At 51.9% G+C, this 22,458-nt stretch carries 19 protein-coding genes and 1 pseudogene; 14 read left to right on the top strand and 6 right to left on the bottom strand.

Going from position 1 to position 22,458, the window contains the following annotated elements; genetic code table 11:
* Positions 1 to 89 precede the first annotated feature (89 nt).
* Positions 90 to 992 carry a DMT family transporter gene (locus Q4551_RS06940; protein WP_303432727.1) on the top strand — a complete coding sequence of 301 codons (903 nt, stop codon included), beginning with the start codon at positions 90 to 92 and terminating at the stop codon, positions 990 to 992.
* Positions 993 to 1,295: 303 nt separating this feature from the next.
* Positions 1,296 to 2,102, top strand: coding sequence for a class I SAM-dependent methyltransferase (locus Q4551_RS06935; RefSeq protein WP_303432726.1), 807 nt, complete (start codon positions 1,296 to 1,298; stop codon positions 2,100 to 2,102).
* Positions 2,103 to 2,141: 39 nt separating this feature from the next.
* On the opposite strand, the gene hexR is transcribed toward Q4551_RS06935, so the two are convergent.
* On the bottom strand, positions 2,142 to 3,005 hold the full coding sequence (hexR, locus tag Q4551_RS06930; protein ID WP_303432725.1) for a transcriptional regulator HexR: 864 nt from the start codon (positions 3,003 to 3,005) through the stop codon (positions 2,142 to 2,144).
* Positions 3,006 to 3,293: 288 nt separating this feature from the next.
* Between hexR and Q4551_RS06925 the strand changes: the two genes are divergently transcribed.
* From Q4551_RS06925 to Q4551_RS06870, 12 genes are all read left to right on the top strand, one after another.
* Positions 3,294 to 4,514: an efflux RND transporter periplasmic adaptor subunit gene (locus Q4551_RS06925; RefSeq protein WP_303432724.1), complete on the top strand. Its 1,221-nt coding sequence runs from the start codon at positions 3,294 to 3,296 to the stop codon at positions 4,512 to 4,514.
* Positions 4,450 to 6,465, top strand: a complete 2,016-nt coding sequence (locus Q4551_RS06920) for a MacB family efflux pump subunit (RefSeq protein ID WP_303432722.1) — start codon at positions 4,450 to 4,452, stop codon at positions 6,463 to 6,465. The genes Q4551_RS06925 and Q4551_RS06920 overlap by 65 nt, the downstream gene beginning before the upstream one ends.
* Positions 6,466 to 7,911, top strand: coding sequence for an efflux transporter outer membrane subunit (locus tag Q4551_RS06915; protein WP_303432721.1), 1,446 nt, complete (start codon positions 6,466 to 6,468; stop codon positions 7,909 to 7,911).
* Positions 7,912 to 8,475: 564 nt separating this feature from the next.
* Positions 8,476 to 10,152, top strand: a complete 1,677-nt coding sequence (locus tag Q4551_RS06910) for an amidase (RefSeq protein ID WP_303432719.1) — start codon at positions 8,476 to 8,478, stop codon at positions 10,150 to 10,152.
* Positions 10,153 to 11,045: 893 nt separating this feature from the next.
* Complete coding sequence (locus Q4551_RS06905; RefSeq protein WP_303432717.1) at positions 11,046 to 12,635, top strand: peptide chain release factor 3; 1,590 nt, start codon at positions 11,046 to 11,048, stop codon at positions 12,633 to 12,635.
* 362 nt (positions 12,636 to 12,997) lie between these two features.
* A complete protein-coding gene (rplM, locus tag Q4551_RS06900; protein WP_303432716.1) occupies positions 12,998 to 13,432 on the top strand; it encodes a 50S ribosomal protein L13 in 435 nt (144 codons plus the stop codon).
* A 1-nt stretch (position 13,433) separates the two neighbouring features.
* Positions 13,434 to 13,826, top strand: coding sequence for a 30S ribosomal protein S9 (rpsI, locus tag Q4551_RS06895; RefSeq protein WP_303432715.1), 393 nt, complete (start codon positions 13,434 to 13,436; stop codon positions 13,824 to 13,826).
* 224 nt (positions 13,827 to 14,050) lie between these two features.
* Entirely contained in the window at positions 14,051 to 14,647 is a 597-nt protein-coding gene (gene petA / locus Q4551_RS06890; protein ID WP_303432714.1) for a ubiquinol-cytochrome c reductase iron-sulfur subunit, read from the top strand.
* Entirely contained in the window at positions 14,647 to 15,873 is a 1,227-nt protein-coding gene (locus tag Q4551_RS06885) for a cytochrome b N-terminal domain-containing protein (protein ID WP_303432713.1), read from the top strand. The genes petA and Q4551_RS06885 overlap by 1 nt, the downstream gene beginning before the upstream one ends.
* Positions 15,873 to 16,631 (top strand): cytochrome c1, encoded by a 759-nt coding sequence (locus Q4551_RS06880; protein WP_303432712.1) that lies wholly within the window; start codon positions 15,873 to 15,875, stop codon positions 16,629 to 16,631. Before Q4551_RS06885 ends, Q4551_RS06880 begins: the two co-directional genes overlap by 1 nt.
* 91 nt (positions 16,632 to 16,722) lie before the next feature.
* Positions 16,723 to 17,349, top strand: coding sequence for a stringent starvation protein SspA (gene sspA / locus Q4551_RS06875; RefSeq protein ID WP_303432711.1), 627 nt, complete (start codon positions 16,723 to 16,725; stop codon positions 17,347 to 17,349).
* Positions 17,350 to 17,357: 8 nt separating this feature from the next.
* Complete coding sequence (locus Q4551_RS06870; protein ID WP_303432740.1) at positions 17,358 to 17,771, top strand: ClpXP protease specificity-enhancing factor; 414 nt, start codon at positions 17,358 to 17,360, stop codon at positions 17,769 to 17,771.
* Positions 17,772 to 17,880: 109 nt separating this feature from the next.
* Here the strand turns inward: Q4551_RS06870 and map are convergent, their stop codons facing one another.
* The 5 genes and pseudogenes from map to gatA form a co-directional block, all read right to left on the bottom strand.
* The gene (map, locus tag Q4551_RS06865; protein WP_303432739.1) at positions 17,881 to 18,657 is read right to left on the bottom strand and encodes a type I methionyl aminopeptidase; all 777 of its coding nucleotides are present in this window, start codon (positions 18,655 to 18,657) and stop codon (positions 17,881 to 17,883) included.
* An 8-nt stretch (positions 18,658 to 18,665) separates the two neighbouring features.
* Positions 18,666 to 18,908: a ParD-like family protein gene (locus Q4551_RS06860; protein ID WP_303432710.1), complete on the bottom strand. Its 243-nt coding sequence runs from the start codon at positions 18,906 to 18,908 to the stop codon at positions 18,666 to 18,668.
* A gap of 295 nt (positions 18,909 to 19,203) precedes the next feature.
* Positions 19,204 to 19,317: pseudogene (locus Q4551_RS06855) on the bottom strand (IS481 family transposase); the annotation flags it as partial.
* A gap of 199 nt (positions 19,318 to 19,516) precedes the next feature.
* Entirely contained in the window at positions 19,517 to 20,992 is a 1,476-nt protein-coding gene (gene gatB, locus Q4551_RS06850; protein WP_303432709.1) for an Asp-tRNA(Asn)/Glu-tRNA(Gln) amidotransferase subunit GatB, read from the bottom strand.
* 11 nt (positions 20,993 to 21,003) lie between these two features.
* The gene (gatA, locus tag Q4551_RS06845) at positions 21,004 to 22,458 is read right to left on the bottom strand and encodes an Asp-tRNA(Asn)/Glu-tRNA(Gln) amidotransferase subunit GatA (RefSeq protein ID WP_303432708.1); all 1,455 of its coding nucleotides are present in this window, start codon (positions 22,456 to 22,458) and stop codon (positions 21,004 to 21,006) included.

Here is a 22,458-nt window from a genome sequence, read left to right as displayed (position 1 = left end):
TGGCACAATCATCTGCCTTCGTTTGCGAGTACAGTGCGTCTCTATTTTAGATTTGTGTACAACAGAGTGTGGTATTTGGAGTTTTTGTGATGAATAAAGTGGGATCCGTCAAGGCTGATCTGGCCTTGGTGTTGGTGACTTTGCTGGCTGCCGCTGGCTGGATTTTTTCCAAGGAAGCCTTGGCGGGCATGGCTCCACTGGCGTTTATTTTTATCCGTTTTGTCAGTGCCGGGATGATCGTGGGACTGGTGGGCAGTCAGGATATTCGTGCCATGAGTTCATCAGACTGGCTGCGGGCTTTACGCTCTGGAGCCTGCTTTGGTATGGCGATCGCTTTCTGGATCATGGGATTACAGAATGGTCAGCACATGGGAGTCGGGGCCTTTCTGACCTGTCTCGGGGTGGTGATGGTGCCGCTGGTGGTGTTGCTGTTTGGCGATCGCCCGCCGTCGACTACCTGGGTATCGTTGCCGCTGGCGGCAACCGGGCTGGGGTGTTTGTCACTGGATGGAAACTTTGTGTTTGGCCTTGGTGAATTTTGTTATCTGGCGGCGGCCTGCATGTTTTCTCTGACATTTGTCCTGACCAGTCGGGCGGCGGCCACAATTCCTGCGATTGCCCTGACATCGGTGCAGTTGACCATGGTGGGATTGGTTGCGCTGCCGTTGTCGCTGATCCTGGAAGAATGGCAACTGCCGCAGACCGTTGATATCTGGCTATGGGTGTTAGCCAGTACATTGATTGCGACATGTGTGCGATTTTTTCTGCAGACCTGGGCGCAGGGTAAGACCGCATCCAGCTCCGCAGCCCTGATTATGGTACTGGAGCCGGTCTGGACAGCATTTCTGGCGGCTTTCTGGTTTGCCGAACGTATGTCGCCGATACAAATGTTGGGCTGCGGGCTGATTTTCACGGCCTTGCTGGTGAGTCGGTGGCGTTACCTGATCCAGATGGCCAAAAAGCTGGTACCTGTCAGAGCGGGTTGCGAGTGACTGACTCTGTGCTCCAGGCATGATTTCAGCGGGTGACGGCGGGCGATCTGGCAGAGTGTGGGTGAACCGTGTGGGTGAACCGTGTGGGTGAACCGTGTGGGTGAACCGTAAACTCCCTGATATCATACTGCCGCCATGACGCCGTGGCATTCGCACCGTTGTGCCAGGATAACCTCGATTGGCCAACAACAGATAATAGATAGCAAGGGATGTCGACCGATGCAGTCAGAAGCCAATACCGTCCGGGATCACGCAAAGCAGTTTTTCAGGTTGGGCCGCCGGTGCCTGGATGGTTTGATCGTTGTGAGTCTGGCGAGTGTTGTGTCCGTCAGTCAGGCTGATGTAAAAGCAGCGTCCGCTGCGGATTTTGCCACCGTGCTGGCCAGTGATGTGCGTCAGCATGATCGCCCGCGGGATGCCTTTCGTCATCCTGCCGAGACGCTGGCTTTTTTTGATCTACAAGCCGATATGACGGTTGTGGAAATATGGCCCGGTGGTGGCTGGTATGCCGATATTCTGGGGCCATTTCTGGCTCAGCAAGGACAGTATTATGCGGCGCATTTTGATCCGGATTCCCCGGTGGGCTATTTTCGCAACAGCCGGGAGCGATTTGAGGCCAAAATGGCCAGCCAGCCGGGGTCATTTGGCAGCACAACCCTGACGGTCTTTGCCCCGGGCAGTGACCACGCCATTGCACCCGATGGCAGCGCTGATCGGGTGCTGAGTTTCCGGAATGTACACAACTGGTATATGCGGGGTGGTGATGAACAGGTACTGGCGGCTTTCGAGACGTTTTATCGGGCGCTGAAACCCGGTGGTATTCTGGGAGTTGTCGAGCATCGATTGGCTGCCGACCGGCCACTGGCTGATCAGCAGAGCAGTGGCTATATGAACCAGGCGTATGTAATTCGTATGGCGCAACAGGTTGGCTTTACACTGGCTGCCAGCAGCGAAGTCAACGCCAATCCGGCCGATACGACCCGTCACCCCAAAGGTGTCTGGACCTTGCCACCGTCATACCGGCTGGGTGATCAGGATCGCGACCGTTATCAGGAGATAGGGGAAAGTGACCGCATGACACTGAAATTTATCAAACCGGCACTGCGTTAGTTAAAGGATACGGCAAGGGGATTATTCGCTGGACAGGTGTCAGGGTTGAGTGGGCAGGTCGGGGTAGCGGGTTGCTTTCAGGCTATCCTTGATCTTCTTCAAGTGCGCATGGAAGTCGACGCCCCGGCGTAAGGTAACGCCAGTAGCCAGCACATCCAGTAACACCAGCTGTACAATCCGTGACGTCATGGGCATGTATTTATCCGTGTCTTCCGGGGTCGGGAAGGACAGGTGCACACTACTGGAAGCCGCCAGTGGCGACTGGTCGGCAGTGAGGCCAATCACGCTGGCACCATTACTGCGGGCAATGCGGGCGATATCCACCATGTCACGGGTACGGCCGGTATAGGAAATCGCCACAATCACATCACCAGTATGAGCCGCTGCGGCGACCATACGCATCATCATCACATCATCGTAAGCCATCACCGGTAAATTGAAGCGGAAAAACTTGTGCTGTGCATCCATCGCGACCGGGCCTGAGGCGCCGAGACCAAAAAATGCAATCTGCTTGGCCTGGATCAGTATGTCCACGGCTTTTTCGATCGCCATCAAATTCACATGCTTGCGCGCATTTTCCATCGCAGCAATGGTCGAGGTGAATATTTTGTCGGTGTATTCCTCGGTATTGTCGTCTTGCTCGACATCGCGACTGACGTACGGTGTACCGGTTGCCAGGCTTTGAGCCAGCTGGATTTTGAAATCCGGGAAACCGGACGTTTCGAAATTACGGCAAAAGCGGTTCACGGTAGGTTCACTGACCAGCGATGCATTGGCCAGTGTTGAAATGCTCATGCGAGTCGCGCTTTTGGGGTCCTGAAGAATGACTTCAGCGACCTTGCGTTCGGACTTGTTCAGGCTTTCCAACTGCTCGCCGATTTGATCAAGAAGACTCATAGCCAACCTCGTAGCAAGGACACAGGGACGCGCAATGGTATGGATCGGTTGTTATTTTACGACATCGGCGAAGAACCCAGACTATACCTTTGCCTGACTGGCAAGACCAGTGAGTCACTACGGAGGGCCGGTGCAGTGCATTGTTTTTTCGAATGTTCGGTAAAATAATGAAGTGCAAATTAATGCAAATAACAATCAATTTAATTATTATTTTGTGTTTAATCGCGTAGCCCGGTATCAGGTGCAAGATTGTCGGACTTATGAATACATAAACAGTTAAGGAAATCGCAACGGATGACGCAATTCACCACCACCTCACGCCCCCGGCGTTGGCTCTCTCTGTTGCTGTGGGTCGTTGTTCTGGGCTGTTTGCTGGGGGCTGCTGCCTACTGGTGGCTACTGGTCGAAAACGATGAATCACAAGACTGGTTGGTTGAACCGCTGCGTTATGGTGATATTGAGCAGAGTGTCGCAGCTACCGGCACGCTGGAACCCAAAAATTACGTTGAAGTTGGTGCTCAGGTATCTGGCCAGATCAAACACTTGATGGTTGAAGAAGGTGAAGTGGTCAAGAAAGGCCAGTTATTGGCAGAAATTGACGCCTCGGTATTTGAACTGAATGTACAAACGGCGGAAGCCGGGCTGGAAAACCTGAAAGCCCAGTTGACGCAACAGGAAGCCGAGCTGGAATTGGAAATGTTACGGCTGAAGCGTAACGAAGGGCTGTACGCCCGCAAGGCGATCAGCGAAGACGCGCTGTTTGAAAGCCGCACCAATGTGAAAATACTCAAAGCCAAAATAACCGCCCAGAAAGCCGAAATCAAAGCAAATGCCGCGGCACTGGAAGCCGATAAGGTTTCGCTGGGTTACACCCGGATCTATGCCCCGATCGATGGCACCGTCGCCAGTATTGATGTGCGCGAAGGCCAGACCTTGAATGCCACGAACAGTGCCCCGACCGTACTGCAAATATCGGATCTGTCAGTGATGACACTACGCACTGAAGTATCGGAAGCAGACGTTCCCAAGCTTCGTCGTGGTATGGACGTCAAATTTGCCACCCTGGGGAATCCCAATCGCTACCGCTGGTCGACCGTCCGGCAGATCTTGCCAACACCGGAAGAAGTGAATGATGTTGTGCTGTATCAGGTGCTGGTGGATGTGGCTAATGATAATGGCCGTTTGATGGACTCGATGACCACCAAGGTGTTTTTTGTTGAAGGGGCGGCCAGTCATGTGCTGGTTGCGCCTGTAGCGGCCATTCGTAACGGCCGTAATGGCGCATTTGCCCGGATTGCCGGTGCCAATGGTGTCGAACGTGTGCCGGTTGAATTAGGGGTTCAGAGCCGTACTCATGCCGAAATTCGTTCTGGTCTGGACGAAGGCGCGCTGTTAATTACCGGCAGCCAACAAAAACAGACCACCACAGAGGCGAGAAGCATGACTGGTAATGACCGTCCAGGCCCTCCCGGTGGTGGTATGGGTGGCGGCATGGGAGGCCGACGTGGTGGCTGAACCCAATACCAGACCACAGCATGAATTGATCTCATTGCGTGGCGTATGCCGCTATTACCAGGCTGGAGATGTTGTCGTCAAAGCATTGGATAACGTCAGCCTGACCATTCGGCGTGGTGAATTTGTTGCGGTGATGGGGCAATCCGGATCGGGCAAATCAACACTGATGAATATTCTCGGCTGCCTTGATCATCCAACCTCGGGTGAATATCGGGTGAATGGACATGATGTAAACAGTCTGTCTCCCGATCAACTGGCTGCATTGCGACTCAAAACCTTTGGCTTTGTTTTTCAGCGTTATCAGTTGTTGGCCAACCTGACTGCCCAGGAAAACGTCGCCTTGCCGTCCGTGTATGCCCACACCCCGAAAGAGGCTCGTCACCAGCGCGCGGCAGCATTACTCGATAAGCTTGGCGTGGCCGAGCGTATGCAGCACACTCCGGCGGAGCTATCGGGCGGGCAGCAACAGCGAGTTTCCATCGCCCGGGCGATGATCAACGGCGCAGATGTGATTCTGGCAGATGAACCCACCGGTGCTCTGGATAGTGCAACCGGTGTCCAGGTGCTGGACATGCTCCGTCAGCTGAATGCTGAAGGGGTGACAGTGATTCTGATTACCCATGATGCCGAGGTTGCCGCAGCGGCCAGACGTCAGATCCAGATCCACGATGGCCGCATTCTGTCAGACAGTGATGAAGAGAATCATTCACCAACACCAGTCCCTGAGACCGTCAATCCACCACCTCTGCAGTCATACCCTTCGGTCAGTGCACTGGTATCGGTGATGACGGCGTTACAATCATTAAAAAACAACTGGTTTCGTACGCTGCTGACCTTGTTGGGCATTGTGATTGGCGTCGCTGCCGTAGTGGCCATGATGGCCATTGGTGAAGGGGGCAAACAGCAAGTGCTGGATCGTATTGAATCGATGGGCACCAATCTGTTACTGATTCGCCCCGGCGGTGCCAATAATCGCAACTCGGGTGCTACTGCCACGCTGAGCCGTGAGGATGCTGCGCTATTGGCTGAATTGCCCGGTGTCGAAGTGGTCTCTCCAGAGCGTAATTCCAATGCCACCATCCGTTTTGGCAATCGTGATTATTCCGGGCGTATCCGGGCAACCACGGAAGACTACCTGCGGGTGAAAGATTGGCAGTTATCGCAAGGCACCTTCTTTACCAGTGCGGATATGGATTCACTGGCTCCACTGCTGGTGGTTGGGCAAACCATTGTGGATCAACTGTTTGTGAATGGCGAAAACCCGATTGGCCAATACGTGTTTATGAAAAATGGCATGTATCTGATTGTCGGCGTGCTGGAGGCCAAAGGGGCTACGGCCGGAGGTAATGACATGGATGAAGAGGTGCTGGTGCCGCTCTCGACCGGTATGGTGCGGATTTTTGGCCGTGAATACCTGAGCTCCATTACCGTCAAGGTTGAGGACACCGACAGCATTGATCAGGTCGAAGCCGAAGTCACCCAACTCCTGACTGCCCGGCATGGCAGTGAAGATTTCACCGTACGTAACACCGCCTCCCTGATTGAAGCCATTTCAGAAACCCAGGATACCCTGACCTGGTTGTTAGGCTCTGTTGCGGCTATTTCGTTATTTGTTGGTGGTATCGGGGTGATGAATATCATGCTGGTCAGTGTGTCGGAACGTCGACGGGAAATCGGCTTGCGGATCGCTACCGGGGCCAAACCCAGTGACATTCTGCAACAGTTCAATATTGAAGCATTGGTGGTCTGCTGTCTGGGCGGGGTTGTGGGGTTGATGCTGGGCGGCTCTATCGCTTTGATCATGGGACAAATGAATGTTGCTGTGGCCTTTTCCTGGGCACCGCCATTGATGGCATTTGCGTCGGCGCTGCTGGTCGGGCTGGTGTTTGGTCATGCTCCGGCACGCAAGGCTTCCCGTTTGAACCCGATTGACGCATTGGCGGAGGATTAAGTGAGTAGATTGCATTCGGGGTCATACATGATGGCCATGAAAATTACCGCTCTGGCTGCGATGCTGGCGGCTGGTGGTTGCGCCGGGCCACAGCGGTTTGAGCCGGAAGTCGTGGCATTACCTGATATGGCAGCCAATGAACAACAGACCAAGCAGGCCTTGCACGTCGGGCAATTACAACATCAGTGGTGGGCACAGTTAGGTTCGCCGCAGCTGAACCGGCTGATGGATGAAGCGCAACTGGATAATATCGATGTGCGTCAGGCCTTGCTGCGTATAAGCAAAGCCAGCGCTGCACTGGATGGCGAAAATGCCGATCTCTGGCCGACACTGTCTGCCAGCGCTTCTGCCAGTCAGAAGCAGGCATTGAATGATGCCAGTGGACGCAGTAACAGTACGGGATTGAATCTGTCAGCCAGTTACACCGTTGACTTATGGCAGCGGCGGGGGACATTGATCGAACAGGCAGAGCTGGACGTAGTGGCCGCAGAAGTGGACCTGGCCAGTGCCCGCATCACGCTACAGAGTAATCTGGTAACGCAATACCTGGACTGGCTATCAACCAAGGCTCGCTTACAGCTGGCGCAGCAGAATCTGCAAGCCAGCCGGGAAATGGAGTCACTGGTACAGATCCGTTTTGATGCCGGTGATGCCAGTGGCATCGAAATGGCGCAACAACGTAATACCACCTTGTCATTACTGGGTAGTGCGGTGTCGTTACAGCAACAGCTGGCGGTCAATCAACGAGCGTTGGCAGCTTTACTGGGCCGATCCAATCTGCAAATTCATCTGGGTGACGAACATTTTGACCAATTGCAGATTCCACGGGTGGCGAGTGTGCAGCCCGCTGAGCTGTTAACCCAAAGGCCGGATATCGTCGCGTCGGAGTTGGCATTGCGCCAACGTCATCAAGATATCTATCTGGCCGAAAGTGATCGCTGGCCCAGTCTTAGCCTCAGTGCCGGGTTGTCACCAGCGGATTTAATGTCCTTGGCCGGGAACTGGACCTTGAGTCTGACAGAAGCCTTGTCGGTCACGCTGTTTGATGCAGGCAGCAAGGCTGCGGCGGTAGCTGAGGCCGAAGTAGAAGAAGCCGTTGCCCGGTTGGAATACCGCCGTATTGTTATCGATGCCATGCAAGAAACACTGGATGCCATGGAAGCGGTTGATTATGAGCGTCAGCAGACTGAACTTGCGGTTGATACCCTGGAAAATAATCAGGAGTTGCTGGCACTGGCTGACATTCGTTACCAATATGGCGATACGGACTTTTCCGATTTGCTTAATGCCCAGCGCACTTTCTTCAACGCCAGAGACAGCTTGGTGGTGCAGCGCCAGAAACATATCCAGGCCTTGGTCGAGCTGTATGTTGCCTTTGGTGTTGCCCCGGCCCTGGAGGGCGCTGTCTCATTGGATGAGACTCCCTCTTTTTATAGTGCTCAGTGAAAGGGCGCCGCCAGCGGCGCCTCAAGATTCATCGAGTTCTCCCTTTCTTACCTTTTCCCCTTTCTCACCTTTTCTCTTTTCTTCCCCTCCTCCCTCTATTTATTCCCGACAACTGAATCGGATGCTCGGTTACATATTCACTTTGGTTTCTGTGACTGCCTGGCTGTTGGGGTCATGACTCGAGGTGATGGTAGTGATTTCAACTTTTCAAAAACAGGTGCCGGGAGGTGCCATAATAATGTGCGATAGAATTTTTATTGCACCAAAATAAAGTCATCAAATAAAGTATGGATATATTTAGTTGAGCATTATAGTAAACGACGGCCCTGATAACGTATAAGCATCATGATTTCAAATGCGGGGCCATGTTTTTATTTGTGAAAATAGTTTTTTCTGTGTTTTTTTTGTTATTCAAATTACGTTCGTCATTTTATTTTCGACAAAATCGACATTTTTTTTAGAGATGATCGGTGTGGCACGATAAATGATTATAGATCGGCCAGAAGGATATTATTGGCGAGTGCCAATACAGAAGGAAATACAAAAACAATTGCGGAGATATTTATGTTCCAAATGAAAAAATTGGCTGGTGCGGTACTTACCTTTTCAGTAATTCTCAGCGGCTGTGATGGATCTGACAGCGATGATGATGAGGTGGTTCCGGTTGCTTTTTCATTTACTGAAGCGACCATCGAAAGTTTGCATACTTCTCTTGCTACTGGCGGTATTACCTGTGAAGAAGTCGTTGAAGGGTATATTGAACGTATTAATACCTATGACGATGAAGGTACCGATGTTGAATTGAACAGTGTCATTGCGATTAACTCATCTGCTCTTGATGAAGCTCGTGCAAAAGATCTGGCATTTGAAGACGATGGTATTGATGGCTCCCTTTATTGTGTTCCTGTTTTGCCAAAAGACAACTTTAATACTGCTGAAATGCCAACCACTGGTGGCGCATTGGCATTCCAGTATAACCGTCCCGTCAGTGATGCTTACACCATTGGCAAGATGCGTGACGCCGGTGCTATTGTTCTGGGCAAGGCCAATATGGATGAGTTTGCCTTTGGATATACGGGCGAAAGCTCGGTCCGAGGCCTGGTTAAAAACGCGTATGACCAAACCAAAGGTGCGGGTGGCTCATCCAGTGGTACCGGTGCTGCCATTGCATCCAGCTTGGCAATGGTAGGGACAGGCAGTGATACGGGAGGGTCTATCCGGGTACCTGCCAGCCTGGGTGGCCTGGTCGGTATTCGCCCATCCATGCGCTTGGTCAGCCAGGACGGCATCATGCCATTGGCTTCCTGGCAGGATACCGGTGGCCCGATCTGCCGTACTGTTGAAGATTGTGCCTTGATGATGGATGTCATGGTTGGGTTTGATGATTCTGAATATGCCAATCAGCGCGTCAGCTTTGAAATTGATGCGGCTGCCATTAGCAGTGAAGAAGAATACCTGTCAGTGACGGGTGTGCCGGAAACCTATACCGACTACCTGGATGCTGATGGTCTGAATGGCGCTCGTATTGCCATCGATCGTGACTTGTTCGGCGATAACGAAAACGTCAACGCTCTGATGGACAGTGCGATTGCAGCGATGGAAGCGGCTGGAGCCACGGTTGAAGAAGTGACCATTGATAACCTGGAGTCGATTCTTTATGACTACGCCTCCATGTCCAGCTATGAGTTCCAGCACGACCTGGTCAGCTACCTGAACAGCTGGACCACGTCGGTTGATGGGCACATTACAACCTACCAAGGACTGATCGACAGCAATGGCTACCTTGAGAACTACAAGTCCTCACTGGAATATCGTGGCACGATTGATCTGGATAACCTGACAGACGAACAGCAAGAAGTGTATACCCTGAACACAGTTGAGCGGCCTGTTGTTGTCCGTACCAGCTTGTTAAAAGCACTGAACAATGTGGATGACGAAGGTAACAGCCTGGGCGAAGCGTATGACGTATTACTGTACCCAAGCTTGACCGGTGAAGCCGGAGACTTGGGTGGTTCACCGAGTGCTGGACGAAATAACCGTCTGAGCCCGTTCTCTTTGTTCCCTGCGTTGAGCATGCCTGCTGGTATGACGGATGATGATCCTGCAATGCCTATTGGTATGGAAATGTTGGGTCGGGAATTTGATGAGGCCACTCTGATTAAACTGGCATACAGCTATCAGGAACAGGTTAACCCTCGCCAGGCTCCTGTTAATACGCCAGAGCTGACGACTGAGCAATAAGAATAGACTGATTCAATAATAATAACTCATAGAGTCCGCTTGAAAAGAACGTCTGAATATGGAAGAAGTGAATATCCTGGGCTGATGCAAGTTCGCTTGCATTATAAGTCCTGAATTTCCCTTCGACTGTATTCAGGTGTTTTTTATTTTATTCTGTCAGTGAATTTTCCTCGCGGTTGAGTCGTCTTGAAATTTATATTTTTAAATCTTGCATGTTGCTGGCAATGTAATTACCTGTTCGGTTGGTCAGATATTTTTATAAGTATTTACAAGTCGTATCGTTAATTGTTTTTTGATCGGTTTGTTTTTTGGAGAAGAGGCGGCTCTGGATTTTTGAAAACGGATTTTATACACAAGTTTAAAGTGTCAGATTTTTGATAAACTTGTTTTCATATATTTGCACTTTCTTACATAAGATGATGTTAGTTGTTTTTTATATCCAAATTAGAACGTTGGTTGACGTTTAATGGGTGTTATTTTCAGAATAATATCCGTTTTATAATTTGAAGTTATTTTGTGCTTTGGAATTATTGTAAGGTTGGGGTTTCTTGCTGAGTGTTTCTTGATACGTGTCGCTTGGTTTGAAGCGTGGGTTAATATAAAGAATTCCATTATCCGGCCACAGCACCAACCTGGCCCAAGATCGGCCAAGGGGTTGAGTGATGCTGACAGCAATCCCGGTAATCCACTTTGAAGTATTACCTCATTATTCTGTATCACGGGTGGGGTCGTGGAGAGGGGAGAACATCCGTGTCGCCGGTCGGCGTTCCAGGAATCTTGTCCAGGTTAATAGCTTTCGGTTGTGGATTTTCCATTGATTGGTGAAAATAGCGCCTGTTCTATTTTCAAGTCGCTGTGGCGTGCTGTGCCAGGGCTGTAGCCACAATAACCGGATGTCTATGTCTAGTATCTCTCAGGAAGTCTCGACACGTCGTACTTTCGCCATCATCTCCCACCCGGATGCGGGTAAAACCACGATTACTGAAAAGCTGTTGCTGTTCGGAAACGCCATTCAGTTGGCCGGTACTGTAAAAGGCAAAAAGACGGGCCGTATGGCCACATCGGACTGGATGCAGATGGAGCAAGACCGGGGCATCTCGATCACCACGTCGGTGATGCAGTTTCCTTATCGGGACTGCATGGTCAACCTGCTGGATACTCCAGGGCACGAAGATTTCTCGGAAGATACCTACCGTACCCTGACCGCCGTGGATTCAGTCTTAATGGTGATCGACGGCGCGAAAGGTGTTGAGGATCGGACCATCAAGCTGATGGAAGTATGCCGTTTGCGGGATACCCCGATTTTTACCTTTATCAACAAAATGGATCGCGAAGTTCGCGATCACATTGAAGTGCTGGACGAAATCGAAACCATTCTGAAGATCAAGTGTGCCCCCGTTACCTGGCCAATCGGCATGGGTAAGGCGTTCAAGGGGGTGTACAACCTGGTCACCGACACCATTCATGTGTTCCAGCCAGGGCAAGCGAGCATTGTCCCGGATGATACCCGGATTCAGGGGATTGAGTCGGCTGAAGCGCTGGCCTTGCTGGGTGAAGAACTGGTAACGGAGCTGATTGATGAAATCGAGCTGGTGCGGGGTGCCAGTTATGAATTTGATCTGGATGAATACCGCGAAGGCAAAATGACACCGGTGTTTTTTGGTACGGCGCTGTCAAACTTCGGCGTGCGGGAAATGCTCAACTATTTTGTTGAGTGGGCACCGGCCCCGATTGCACGGGAAACCAACGAGCGCACTGTCGAGCCAACAGAAGAAGCCTTTTCCGGCTTTATTTTCAAAATCCAGGCGAATATGGACCCGAAACACCGTGACCGTATTGCTTTTATGCGAGTGTGCTCCGGGACTTACAGCAAAGGCATGAAGATGCGCCATACCCGCATCGGCAAGGACATCAAGGTCGCGGATGCGGTCACCTTCCTGGCCGGGGACCGCAGTCAGGTCGAAGAGGCTATTTCTGGCGATATTATCGGTCTGCACAACCATGGCACCATCCAGATTGGTGATACCTTTACGCAAGGCCATGACATGCGGTTTACCGGTATCCCGCATTTTGCTCCGGAGTTGTTCAAGCGCGTACGACTGAAAGACCCTCTGAAGATGAAGCAGCTGCAAAAAGGCCTGCAGCAGTTATCGGAAGAAGGGGCGACCCAGCTGTTTATGCCAATCAACAACAATGACCTGATTCTGGGGGCTGTCGGGGTACTGCAGTTTGATGTTGTACAGCAGCGCTTGCGGGACGAATACAAGGTTGAATGTATTTACGAGCCGGTCAGTGTGAATACCGCCCGCTGGGTGTACTGCAACGACAGTAAAATGCTGGAAGACTTTAAACGCAAGGCCGTCGATAATCTGGCTATTGATGGTGGCGGCTATCTGACGTATATCGCTCCGACACGGGTGAACCTAAGTCTTATTCAGGATCGCTGGCCCGATGTTGAATTCCGCTCAACCCGTGAGCATTAATTCATTGTGCGCAGGGATGCCCTCTGTAACCGCCCATGTTCTCCGTCGCCGCTCATAACGGCACGGAGTCGGTTCTTGGGCGATGGATAGACAAGGCCATGCCGGTCTTGTATGGACGAAGCCAATCTGTGCTGTGGACAATAAAAATCCGTAGATAATCCATTTTTAAGTGGACTGTTTTCTGCACTAAAGATACAATCCGCGCCCCTTTATGAAAAGACGGCTCATTCTGGCACTCGTGTCGTGACGGCTGATCCGCGATTGACTGTGTTAAAAATACACAGGTGGTTGCGTGGGTAATAACCGTCCTGTAGAATGCCGCCCTCTTTTCTGATCAACATGCCCTTGAAGGCGAGAATTTGATGAAAACTTACAGCGCAAAACCCGAAGCCGTAAAACGTGAATGGTTTGTTGTTGATGCAGCTGATCAGACGCTGGGTCGCCTGGCCACCGAGGTTGCTCGCCGTTTGAGAGGCAAGCACAAGCCAGAATACACACCACACGTTGATACCGGCGATTATATCGTCGTGATCAATGCTGAAAAAGTAAAAGTCACTGGTAAAAAAACCAGCGATAAAATGTATTACCGCCACACCGGTTATCCTGGTGGTCTGAAATCGATCTCTTTTGAAAAGCTGATCGACTACAAGCCTCAGGACGTAATCGAACTGGCAGTTAAAGGCATGCTGCCCAAGAATCCTCTTGGACGCGCCATGTTCAAGAAAATGAAAGTTTACGCAGGTAGCGAGCATCCACACACCGCTCAGCAGCCTCAAGAACTGAAGCTGGGAGAATAATATGGCCGTAACTCAATACTACGGTACCGGTCGTCGCAAGACGTCTACTGCTCGCGTTTTCTTGCGTCCAGGTACTGGCTCTATCGTAATCAACAAGCGCACACTGGAAGAGTACTTCGGTCGTGAAACTGCTCGTATGGTTGTCCGTCAGCCTCTGGAATTGACTGAAAGTCTGGAGAAGTTTGACATTGTCGTGAATGTTAACGGCGGTGGTGGTAATGGTCAGGCGGGTGCTATCCGTCACGGCATTACTCGTGCCCTGATGCAATACGACGAAACGCTACGTCCATCACTTCGTGCCGCGGGTTACGTTACTCGTGATGCTCGTGAGGTTGAACGTAAGAAAGTCGGCCTGCGTAAAGCACGTAAGAAGCCGCAGTTCTCCAAACGTTAAGCGATTTATTGCTTACAAAAAAAAGCGTCCCTTGGCTTATGTCAATGGACGCTTTTTTTGTTTTTATATCCCTACAGTGGGTATGTCTTCCCGGTTGTTTCAAATCCTCAATTTCTTTACTATGTGCGCCGCTCTGCATTCTACGCCGGGTCTGCCGACCGTAGTCCCTCTCAGGCAAACGACCTCGCGGCAGAAAAGAATTTTAATGATGGGAGAAGATGGTAATGAGTCAAGACGGCGTTAATAAAGGTCGGCGCACCCTGCTGGTGGGCGTGACTTCTGCTGTCGGCGCGGTTGGTGCTGGCTTCGTCGCTGTACCCTTCGTCAAATCTTGGGTTCCAAGTGAAAAGGCGAAAGCGGCAGGCGCTCCGGCCAAGATCGATGTCAGCAAGATCGAACCAGGTTCGATGCTGACAGCCGAATGGCGTGGTAAGCCGGTATACGTTGTGCGTCGTACAGACGACATGCTGGAAAATCTTCCAGAGCACAATGACCGACTGAAAGATCCGGATAACAGCAACAAGGCTCAGCAACCAGCCTACGCTGATAACATCAATCGCTCACGCAAACCGGAAGTACTGGTTGTGCTGGGTGTTTGTACCCACTTGGGGTGTGCTCCCAAGTACTTTGGCGAAGTTCAACCCCAACAGTTTGATGCAAACTGGCCTGGCGGTTGGTTCTGCCCATGTCACGGTTCTCGTTTTGATCTGTCTGGTCGTGTTTTTCAGGGATCTCCGGCTGCGTCCAACCTGGAAATTCCACCGCACAGCTATGAAAGTGCCAATGTGGTTGTAGTCGGTGTGGATGAGGAGAACGCCTGATGAGTAACAAGCAAAACACCCTGATGGGTTGGGTTGATGACCGCTTGCCGGTTACCAGCACCTATGAAAAGCATATGTCGAAGTACTATGCTCCGAAGAACTTCAACTTCTGGTATTTCTTCGGCGTACTGTCGATGCTGATGCTGGTTAACCAGATTCTGACCGGTGTCTGGCTGACCATGAACTTCACCCCAAGTGCCGATGCCGCATTCGCCTCGGTTGAATACATCATGCGTGATGTCGAGTGGGGTTGGCTGATTCGTTATATGCATTCGACCGGTGCAACTTTCTTCTTTATCGCGGTGTATCTGCATATGATGCGGGCGATTCTGTATGGTTCCTACCAGAAACCACGTGAATTGATCTGGATCTTCGGTATGGCCATCTATCTGGCTCTGATGGCAGAAGCCTTTATGGGTTATGTACTGCCATGGGGACAAATGTCTTACTGGGGTGCTCAGGTCATTATCTCGCTGTTCTCTGTTCTGCCTTACGGTAACGAACTGACTGAATGGATTCGTGGTGACTTCCTGATCTCTGGTGCAACACTGAACCGTTTCTTTGCCTTGCACGTAGTGGCTGTGCCACTGGTGATTGTTGGTCTGGTGGTGATGCACTTGCTGGCCCTGCACGAAGTGGGTTCCAACAACCCTGACGGCATCGATATCAAAAAACTGAAAGACGAAAACGGGGTTCCTCTGGATGGCGTGCCATTCCACCCTTATTACTCAGTACACGACCTGGTCGGTATTGTGGTCTTCCTGATGGTGTTCTGTACGGTCATGTTCTTCTTCCCGGAAGGCGGCGGTTTCATGTTGGAGTATGCCAACTTTGAACCGGCTAACGGTCTGAAAACACCGGAGCATATTGCCCCTGTCTGGTACTTTGGTGCCTTCTACGCGATTTTGCGTGCTGTACCCGACAAGCTGCTGGGTGTTGCCGCGATGGGTGCTGCCATTGCAGTACTGTTTGTACTGCCGTGGCTGGATCGCAGTCCTGTGCGCAGCTGGCGCTATAAAGGCTGGATGAGCAGAACCTTTATTCTGGTGTTTGCCGTCGCCTTTATTCTGTTGACCTGGCTGGGTACTCAACCAACCAATGAACTGAATACCTTCCTGGCTCGTGCTTCATCGTTTATCTACTTCGGTTTCTTCTTGTTGATGCCTTTCTATACTCGTATGGAAAAAACCAAACCAGTGCCAGAACGCGTAACAGGAGGCCACTAATGAAAACGTTATTTGCATTGATTGCTGCACTGCTTCCTGCAGTTGCAATGGCGTCCAGTGAAGGTGTGCATCTAGACAAGCACCTGACCGATCTGACGGACAAGGCATCACTTCAACGTGGTGCCCAGACCTTCATGAACTACTGCATGGGTTGTCACTCGATGGAACATGCCCGGTTTAACCGCATAGCCAGTGACCTGGATATTCCAGAAGAGCTGATGATGGAAAACCTGGTATTTGATACCGACAAGAAATTCGGTGCACTGGCGACTATCGCCATGCGTACGGAAGATTCCAAAGTCTGGTTTGGTGCAGCGCCACCGGATCTGACTCTGGTCGCTCGGGTACGTCGTCCAGATTGGCTGTATACCTACTTACGCAGCTTTTATGTCGACCCAAGCCGTCCATGGGGTGTGAATAACACGGTCTTCAAAGATGTGGGTATGCCTCATGTGCTGGCTGATCTGCAGGGTCTCCAGCACAAAGGTACTGCTCCGGTTGCTGTGGGTTATGACACATTGACGGGTCAGGAAATCACCGAAGAGCACGAAGATGTGTTATATCTGGCAGAGCCAGGCACTCTGAGTGTTGCTGAGTATGATGATCTGATCTTTGATCTGGTGAACTTCATGACTTACTCCGCTGAGCCGATTGCGGTTGAGCGTGAAAGACTGGGTTGGTGGGTACTGTTGTTCCTGGCAATCTTCTTTGTACCTGTGTACATGTTGAACAAGGAATACTGGCGCGACGTGCATTAATCGCCCGGTATTTTGACGCTAGCCTGGCCGTTTATGCGGCCGGGCTATCTTTGTTTTTAGGTAATTGAATTTTTTAGCGAGTGAGGAAATTATGGGGGTTGTAGCGAAACGCTCTACCATGACGTTTTATTCCGATGCCAAGGATCATTTCAGCCATCGTGTACGTATCGTACTGGCTGAAAAAGGTGTCGCCGTCGAAATTATGGATGTGGACCCGGACAACCTGCCCGAAGATCTGACATCCCTGAACCCTTACAACACCCTGCCAACTCTGGTGGATCGGGAGCTGACTCTCTACGAAGACCCGAACATCATGATGGAATACCTCGACGAGCGTTTTCCTCATCCTCCACTGTTGCCTGTTTACCCTGTCGCACGTGCAGAAAGCCGGTTGTGGATCAAACGCATCGAGAAAGATTGGTGTGGCCTGGTCGGCACGATCCTGGCTGGAGGCGATGGCGTTGAAGAAGCGCGCAAGGCATTGACCGAAAGCCTGGTCAGCACGGCCCCCATTTTTGCCGAAATGTCATATTTCATGAGTGACGACTTCTCCATTGTGGATTGCTGCGTTGCCCCTATCCTGTGGCGTTTGCCGGTGTTGGGCATAGAACTGCCAGAGCGTCAGTGCAAGCCACTGCTGCAATACATGGAACGCCTGTTCGATCGTGAATCGTTCCAGGCCAGCCTGACCGAAGCCGAACGGGAAATGCACGAATAATGGAAACAATGACCCCAAGCCGACCTTACCTGGTACGCGCCCTGAACGAGTGGATCCTCGATAATCAGTGCACACCCTATGTATTGGTAGATGCCTCACTGGCTGGGGTTCAGGTGCCTCAGGATTATGTGAATAAAGGCCAAATCGTACTGAACATCAGTATGACGGCAGTTCAGAACCTGTTGATCGATGATCAGGGATTGTCCTTTAATGCCCGCTTTGGCGGTGTACCCATGTCGGTATACGTGCCCACCGTGGCCATTCTGGCGATATACGCCAAGGAAAACGGTCAAGGTATGGTATTTGGTTCAGAAGCGGGTGCTCCTGATCCGAATAATCCACCAGAGCCGCCCAAACCGAAGCAAGTCGAGCCAGAGAAAAAAGCCGGTGCTGGTCGTCCTTCGCTAAAAGTAGTGAAGTGATCTGACGCGTGTTCGAGATGTTTGAAGTGAAACATCGGATGCATAAAAAAACCGCCTTCGGGCGGTTTTTTTATGGGTGGCTGATGATAGGGCCAGCAGGGTATTCCAGCTATTCTGTGGTATGAAGTGTTTTTTCTTCTTCCCTCAGCGTCAGTACTTCGTAACCATCGGCAGTCACGGCAATGGTATGTTCCCACTGGGCCGACAGCTTCTTGTCGCGGGTAATTACCGTCCAGCCGTCTTTCATATGCTTCAGTTTATGACTACCCTGATTGATCATCGGCTCAATGGTGAAGGTCATCCCGGCGGCCAGCGCCATCCCTATGCCGGGCTTGCCATAATGTGTGACCTGAGGCTCTTCGTGCATCTCGCGGCCAATGCCGTGACCACAATATTCCCGCACCACACTGTAACCGGCTTTTTCAGCCACTTGCTGAACCGCATGGCCAATATCGCCTAGCGTCACCCCGGGTTTTACGGTCCGGATACCGGCCCACATCGCTTCGTAAGTTGTCTCAACCAGACGACGCGCCATTGGCGTAATCTTGCCAATGCAATACATCTTGCTGGAGTCAGCGATAAAGCCATTTTTCTCCAGTGTAATATCGCAGTTGATGATATCGCCGTTACGTAAAATCTGGCTGGCCTTCGGTACCCCGTGGCACACCACATGATTGATCGACGTATTCAGGCAGTAGGGGAAATCATACTGCCCCCGGCTGGCTGGACGAGCGTTCAACTCGTTCTCAATAAAGGACTCGACCTTCAGATTGATATCCATGGTGCTGATGCCAGCCACCACAAAGGTATCCAGCATTGCAAACACCTGTGCCAGCAAGTGGCCGGACTCACGCATCAGCCCGATTTCTGCCGGGGTTTTTACCATGGCGTTCATTAGCAGGCCTCTTGCTGACGCTGGATGTCGGCCTTGCATTCAGATTTCAGAGTCGCCAACGGCAACTCATTTGTGGTCAATAACTTGCGGGTTAACTGGGCGTAAGTGAGATCGGGGTAAAATTCCGCCAGCATCCCTATCTTGATCCAGTACTCCGCCTGCGAATTGATCGACCGCGCCATCACAGCACTGGTCTCACGGATTTCCTCGTGCAGTTCTTCCGATATTTTAACGATACCCATAACGTTGACATCCTCCTGGCCGAAAATTGAGATCAGCCTCTGACACTACAAAACATATACAAATTGTATATCAATTGGATGGTCTGGATTGTTCGGATTTGAAAGACAGTGCGTTGTGGGTGAAGCCGAAACCGGGACCATGTAACGTGAAATACTCTGGTGGCTGCGATGGTTTGAAGGTTGAGGCCGTGTAGTGGCCAACTGATTCCGGACACGGTTTTAAGTTTTTCTTCTGCTGCGAGAGGGCTGATACCATCATTCGTCCAGACCCGTCGGTAGCCCTTCCAGTGCCGTAATCCCGGGATACGTCCATGGTTGTTTGGTAAGCTTCGGTGACGTTGCCGAGTTCTGTGGCCAGGGTAAGCAAGCCGACTTTGTGTCGAATGATTCGTTCGTTACGATGGATCATGCGAGTTACCTTGTTGGTGTCGATCAAAGGTTTGGTCGCCTTTAATCTCAACCGGCAACTCGCTCCTTTTTAATGAGCACTGCCAGATGGGGTCTGAATTGATTCACTTAATTTGTTGATATTCTTTCTGATATCTAAGGTTGCTCTGTTATTCAAACAGCCCAGACGTCCGTATCCGAACGTCTGGTGCACCAAAACGTTACCCCAACTCTTCCAGCTTTTTCTTCAGTACTTCCATCACCACTTGCGGGTTGACCCCCTTGGCAGCTTTACGGGTCAGGCCAATAAAGGGTCCCATGGCCTTGCCACGTTTTTCCACCGGGGTATTGAGGTAGCCTTCCACCAGTTTCGGGTTGTTGGCCAGTACATCGGCAACGATGGCTTCAATGGCACCGGTATCGGACACCTGTTTCAGGCCCATGGAGTCAACCAGCGCGTCGACTTTTTCCACTGTGCTGTCGGCTTTGCCTGCTTCTCCGAGTGCCACCAGTGCGTTGAATACTTCCTTGGCGCCGCCGTTGTTGAGGGTGTTGTCCTTGATCAGTTGCAGGATACGGCCCAGTTGCTCGGCGTTGACAGGCAGTTCGCTGATGTCGATTTCCAGCCGGTTGAGGGTGGCGGAGACATCACCTTGCACCCAGTTGGCGGCGAGTTGGTAGTCGTTGGCTGCTTGTGCTGCGATTTCAAAATAATCGGCCAGTGTACGACTGGAAGCCAGAACCGCTGCGTCGTTGGCTGACAGCTGGTGGCTTTCGATAAAACGCTTGCGCTTGGCGTCGGGCAGTTCGGGCAGAGTGCTGCGTACGGCTTCGATGTAGTCATCATCAATAATGATGGGTAACAGATCGGGGCAAGGGAAGTAGCGGTAGTCATTTTCCACTTCCTTGGAGCGCATGGAGCGGGTTTCGTTTTTGTCGGCGTCGTAGAGGCGGGTTTCCTGAGTGATGGTACCGCCGTCTTCCAATACATCCATCTGACGTTCGATTTCGACATCGATCGCCCGTTCGACGTTACGGAAGGAGTTGACGTTTTTGATTTCGGTACGGGTGCCAAATTCCTGTTGGCCCTTGGGGCGCAAGGAAACGTTACAGTCGCAGCGCATGGAGCCCTGGGACAAATCGCCATCGCAAATGCCCAGATATGTGACGATGCTGTGCATTTTGCGGAAGTAGGCCGATGCTTCTTTGGCGCTGCGTAATTCCGGTTCGGAGACGATTTCGACCAGCGGTGTTCCGGCCCGGTTGAGGTCGATGCCGGACATGCCGCCAAAACCTTCGTGCACGGATTTACCGGCGTCTTCTTCGAGATGGGCGCGGGTGACGTTAATGCGTTTGCTGCTGCCGTTGTCGAGTTCGATATCAATATGACCCATGCCGACGATGGGGTGGTGCAGCTGGGTAGTCTGATACCCCTTGGGTGAATCCGGGTAAAAGTAGTTCTTGCGGTCGAAGACCGAGCGTTTGCCAATTTCGGCGTCGATGGCAAGGCCAAACTTCACCGCCATGCGCAGGGCTTCTTCGTTGAATACGGGCAAAACACCGGGTAATCCGAGGTCAACTGCGCAAGCCTGGGTATTGGCGTCGGCACCGTAGGCGGTGGAGGCACCGGAGAAAATCTTTGATTTGGTGGCCAGCTGAGCGTGAATCTCAAGGCCGATAACAACTTCCCATTCCATAATCAGGCTCCTTATACCAGATCCGCTGGCGTTTGCTGATGCCAGTCGGTGACTTGTTGGAATTGATGGCCAAGGTTGAGCAGGCGGCTTTCATCAAAGTAGTTGCCAATCAGCTGCAGGCCGACGGGCAGGCTGTCGACCTGGCCACAAGGAATCGACATGGCTGGCAAACCGGCCAGGTTGATGGCAATGGTGAAAATATCTTCCAGGTACATGGCCACCGGGTCGCTGGTTTTTTCACCGGCCTTGAACGCCGGGCTGGGGGTGGTTGGGCTCATGATGACATCGACTTGTTTGAAGGCTTCGACAAAGTCATTTTTGATCAGGCGGCGTACCTGCTGGGCTTTTTTGTAATAAGCATCGTAGAAACCGGCCGACAGTGCGTAGGTACCCACCATGATGCGACGTTTGACTTCTTCACCAAAGCCTTCGCCCCGTGACCGCTTGAACAGATCATTGACGTCTTGTGGGTCATCACAGCGATGGCCGAAGCGTACACCGTCCATGCGAGACAGGTTGGCGGAGCACTCAGAGGGTGCAATCACGTAGTACACCGGAATCGCCAAATGTGTGTTGGGGAGGCTGATTTCTTTGACCGTAGCACCCAGTTTTTCGTATTCGGCAATGGCGTTGCGGACTTGCTGTTGCATGTCGCTGCTGAGGTCATCGCGGAAATATTCTTTGGGTAAACCAATGGTCAGGCCGGCAATGCTGTCGTTCAGGTTGGCGGTGTAGTCCGGTACATCCTGCTGCATCGAGGTGGAATCTTTGGGGTCGAATCCGGCCATCACGTTGAGCATCATGGCGGAATCTTCTGCGGTGCGGGTAATGGTGCCGCCCTGGTCGAGGCTGGAGGCAAAGGCAATCATGCCCCAGCGGGAAACCCGGCCATAGGTTGGCTTGATCCCGGTGACGCCACAAAACGCAGCAGGTTGGCGAATCGAACCGCCGGTATCGGTGGCCGTGGCACCGGGCACCAGACGCGCCGCAACCGCGGCTGCAGAACCGCCGGAAGAACCACCGGGAACGTGATCCAGCTGCCAGGGGTTGTGCACTGCGCCGTAGAAGGAGCTTTCGTTGGATGACCCCATGGCAAACTCATCCATATTGAGTTTGCCCAGGCTGACGGCACCGGCGTTGTTGAAGTTGGCGACCACGGTGGCATCGTAAGGAGCGACAAAGTTGCTGAGCATTCTGGAGCCGCAGCTGGTCAGTACGCCGTTGGTACAAAAAATATCCTTGTGAGCCATGGGAACGCCTGTCCAGGGGGTAGCGTTGCCCGCTGCCCGCATGGCATCGGCGGCGGCGGCCTGTGCCAGTGCTTGTTCGGCCGTCACGGTAATAAAGCTGTTGTAGTTATGATCCAGTTGTTGGATGCGATCCAGGTACGACTGGGTCACTTCAACGCTGGAATATTCGCCCGCGGCCAGGTCGCGGGCTATCTGGGCGATGGTTTTGTTGTGCAT

Source organism: Oceanobacter sp. 5_MG-2023 (genome assembly GCF_030548165.1).
In the GTDB taxonomy this organism is placed as follows: domain Bacteria; phylum Pseudomonadota; class Gammaproteobacteria; order Pseudomonadales; family Oceanobacteraceae; genus Oceanobacter.
Note: the sequence above shows the minus strand (reverse complement) of the source record. Positions and strands in the feature narration are given on the sequence as shown.

Bases quoted from the DNA above. Each gene is read 5' to 3' on its own strand.
- Q4551_RS06940 (WP_303432727.1), top strand. From the start codon at position 90: ATGAATAAAGTGGGATCCGTCAAGGCTGATCTGGCCTTGGTGTTGGTG.
- Q4551_RS06925 (WP_303432724.1), top strand. From the start codon at position 3,294: ATGACGCAATTCACCACCACCTCACGCCCCCGGCGTTGGCTCTCTCTG.
- Q4551_RS06920 (WP_303432722.1), top strand. From the start codon at position 4,450: ATGACCGTCCAGGCCCTCCCGGTGGTGGTATGGGTGGCGGCATGGGAG.
- Q4551_RS06910 (WP_303432719.1), top strand. From the start codon at position 8,476: ATGTTCCAAATGAAAAAATTGGCTGGTGCGGTACTTACCTTTTCAGTA.
- Q4551_RS06905 (WP_303432717.1), top strand. From the start codon at position 11,046: ATGTCTATGTCTAGTATCTCTCAGGAAGTCTCGACACGTCGTACTTTC.
- rplM (WP_303432716.1), top strand. From the start codon at position 12,998: ATGAAAACTTACAGCGCAAAACCCGAAGCCGTAAAACGTGAATGGTTT.
- rpsI (WP_303432715.1), top strand. From the start codon at position 13,434: ATGGCCGTAACTCAATACTACGGTACCGGTCGTCGCAAGACGTCTACT.
- petA (WP_303432714.1), top strand. From the start codon at position 14,051: ATGAGTCAAGACGGCGTTAATAAAGGTCGGCGCACCCTGCTGGTGGGC.
- Q4551_RS06885 (WP_303432713.1), top strand. From the start codon at position 14,647: ATGAGTAACAAGCAAAACACCCTGATGGGTTGGGTTGATGACCGCTTG.
- Q4551_RS06880 (WP_303432712.1), top strand. From the start codon at position 15,873: ATGAAAACGTTATTTGCATTGATTGCTGCACTGCTTCCTGCAGTTGCA.
- sspA (WP_303432711.1), top strand. From the start codon at position 16,723: ATGGGGGTTGTAGCGAAACGCTCTACCATGACGTTTTATTCCGATGCC.
- Q4551_RS06870 (WP_303432740.1), top strand. From the start codon at position 17,358: ATGACCCCAAGCCGACCTTACCTGGTACGCGCCCTGAACGAGTGGATC.
- map (WP_303432739.1), bottom strand. From the start codon at position 18,657: ATGGTAAAAACCCCGGCAGAAATCGGGCTGATGCGTGAGTCCGGCCAC.
- Q4551_RS06860 (WP_303432710.1), bottom strand. From the start codon at position 18,908: ATGGGTATCGTTAAAATATCGGAAGAACTGCACGAGGAAATCCGTGAG.
- gatB (WP_303432709.1), bottom strand. From the start codon at position 20,992: ATGGAATGGGAAGTTGTTATCGGCCTTGAGATTCACGCTCAGCTGGCC.
- gatA (WP_303432708.1), bottom strand. From the start codon at position 22,458: ATGCACAACAAAACCATCGCCCAGATAGCCCGCGACCTGGCCGCGGGC.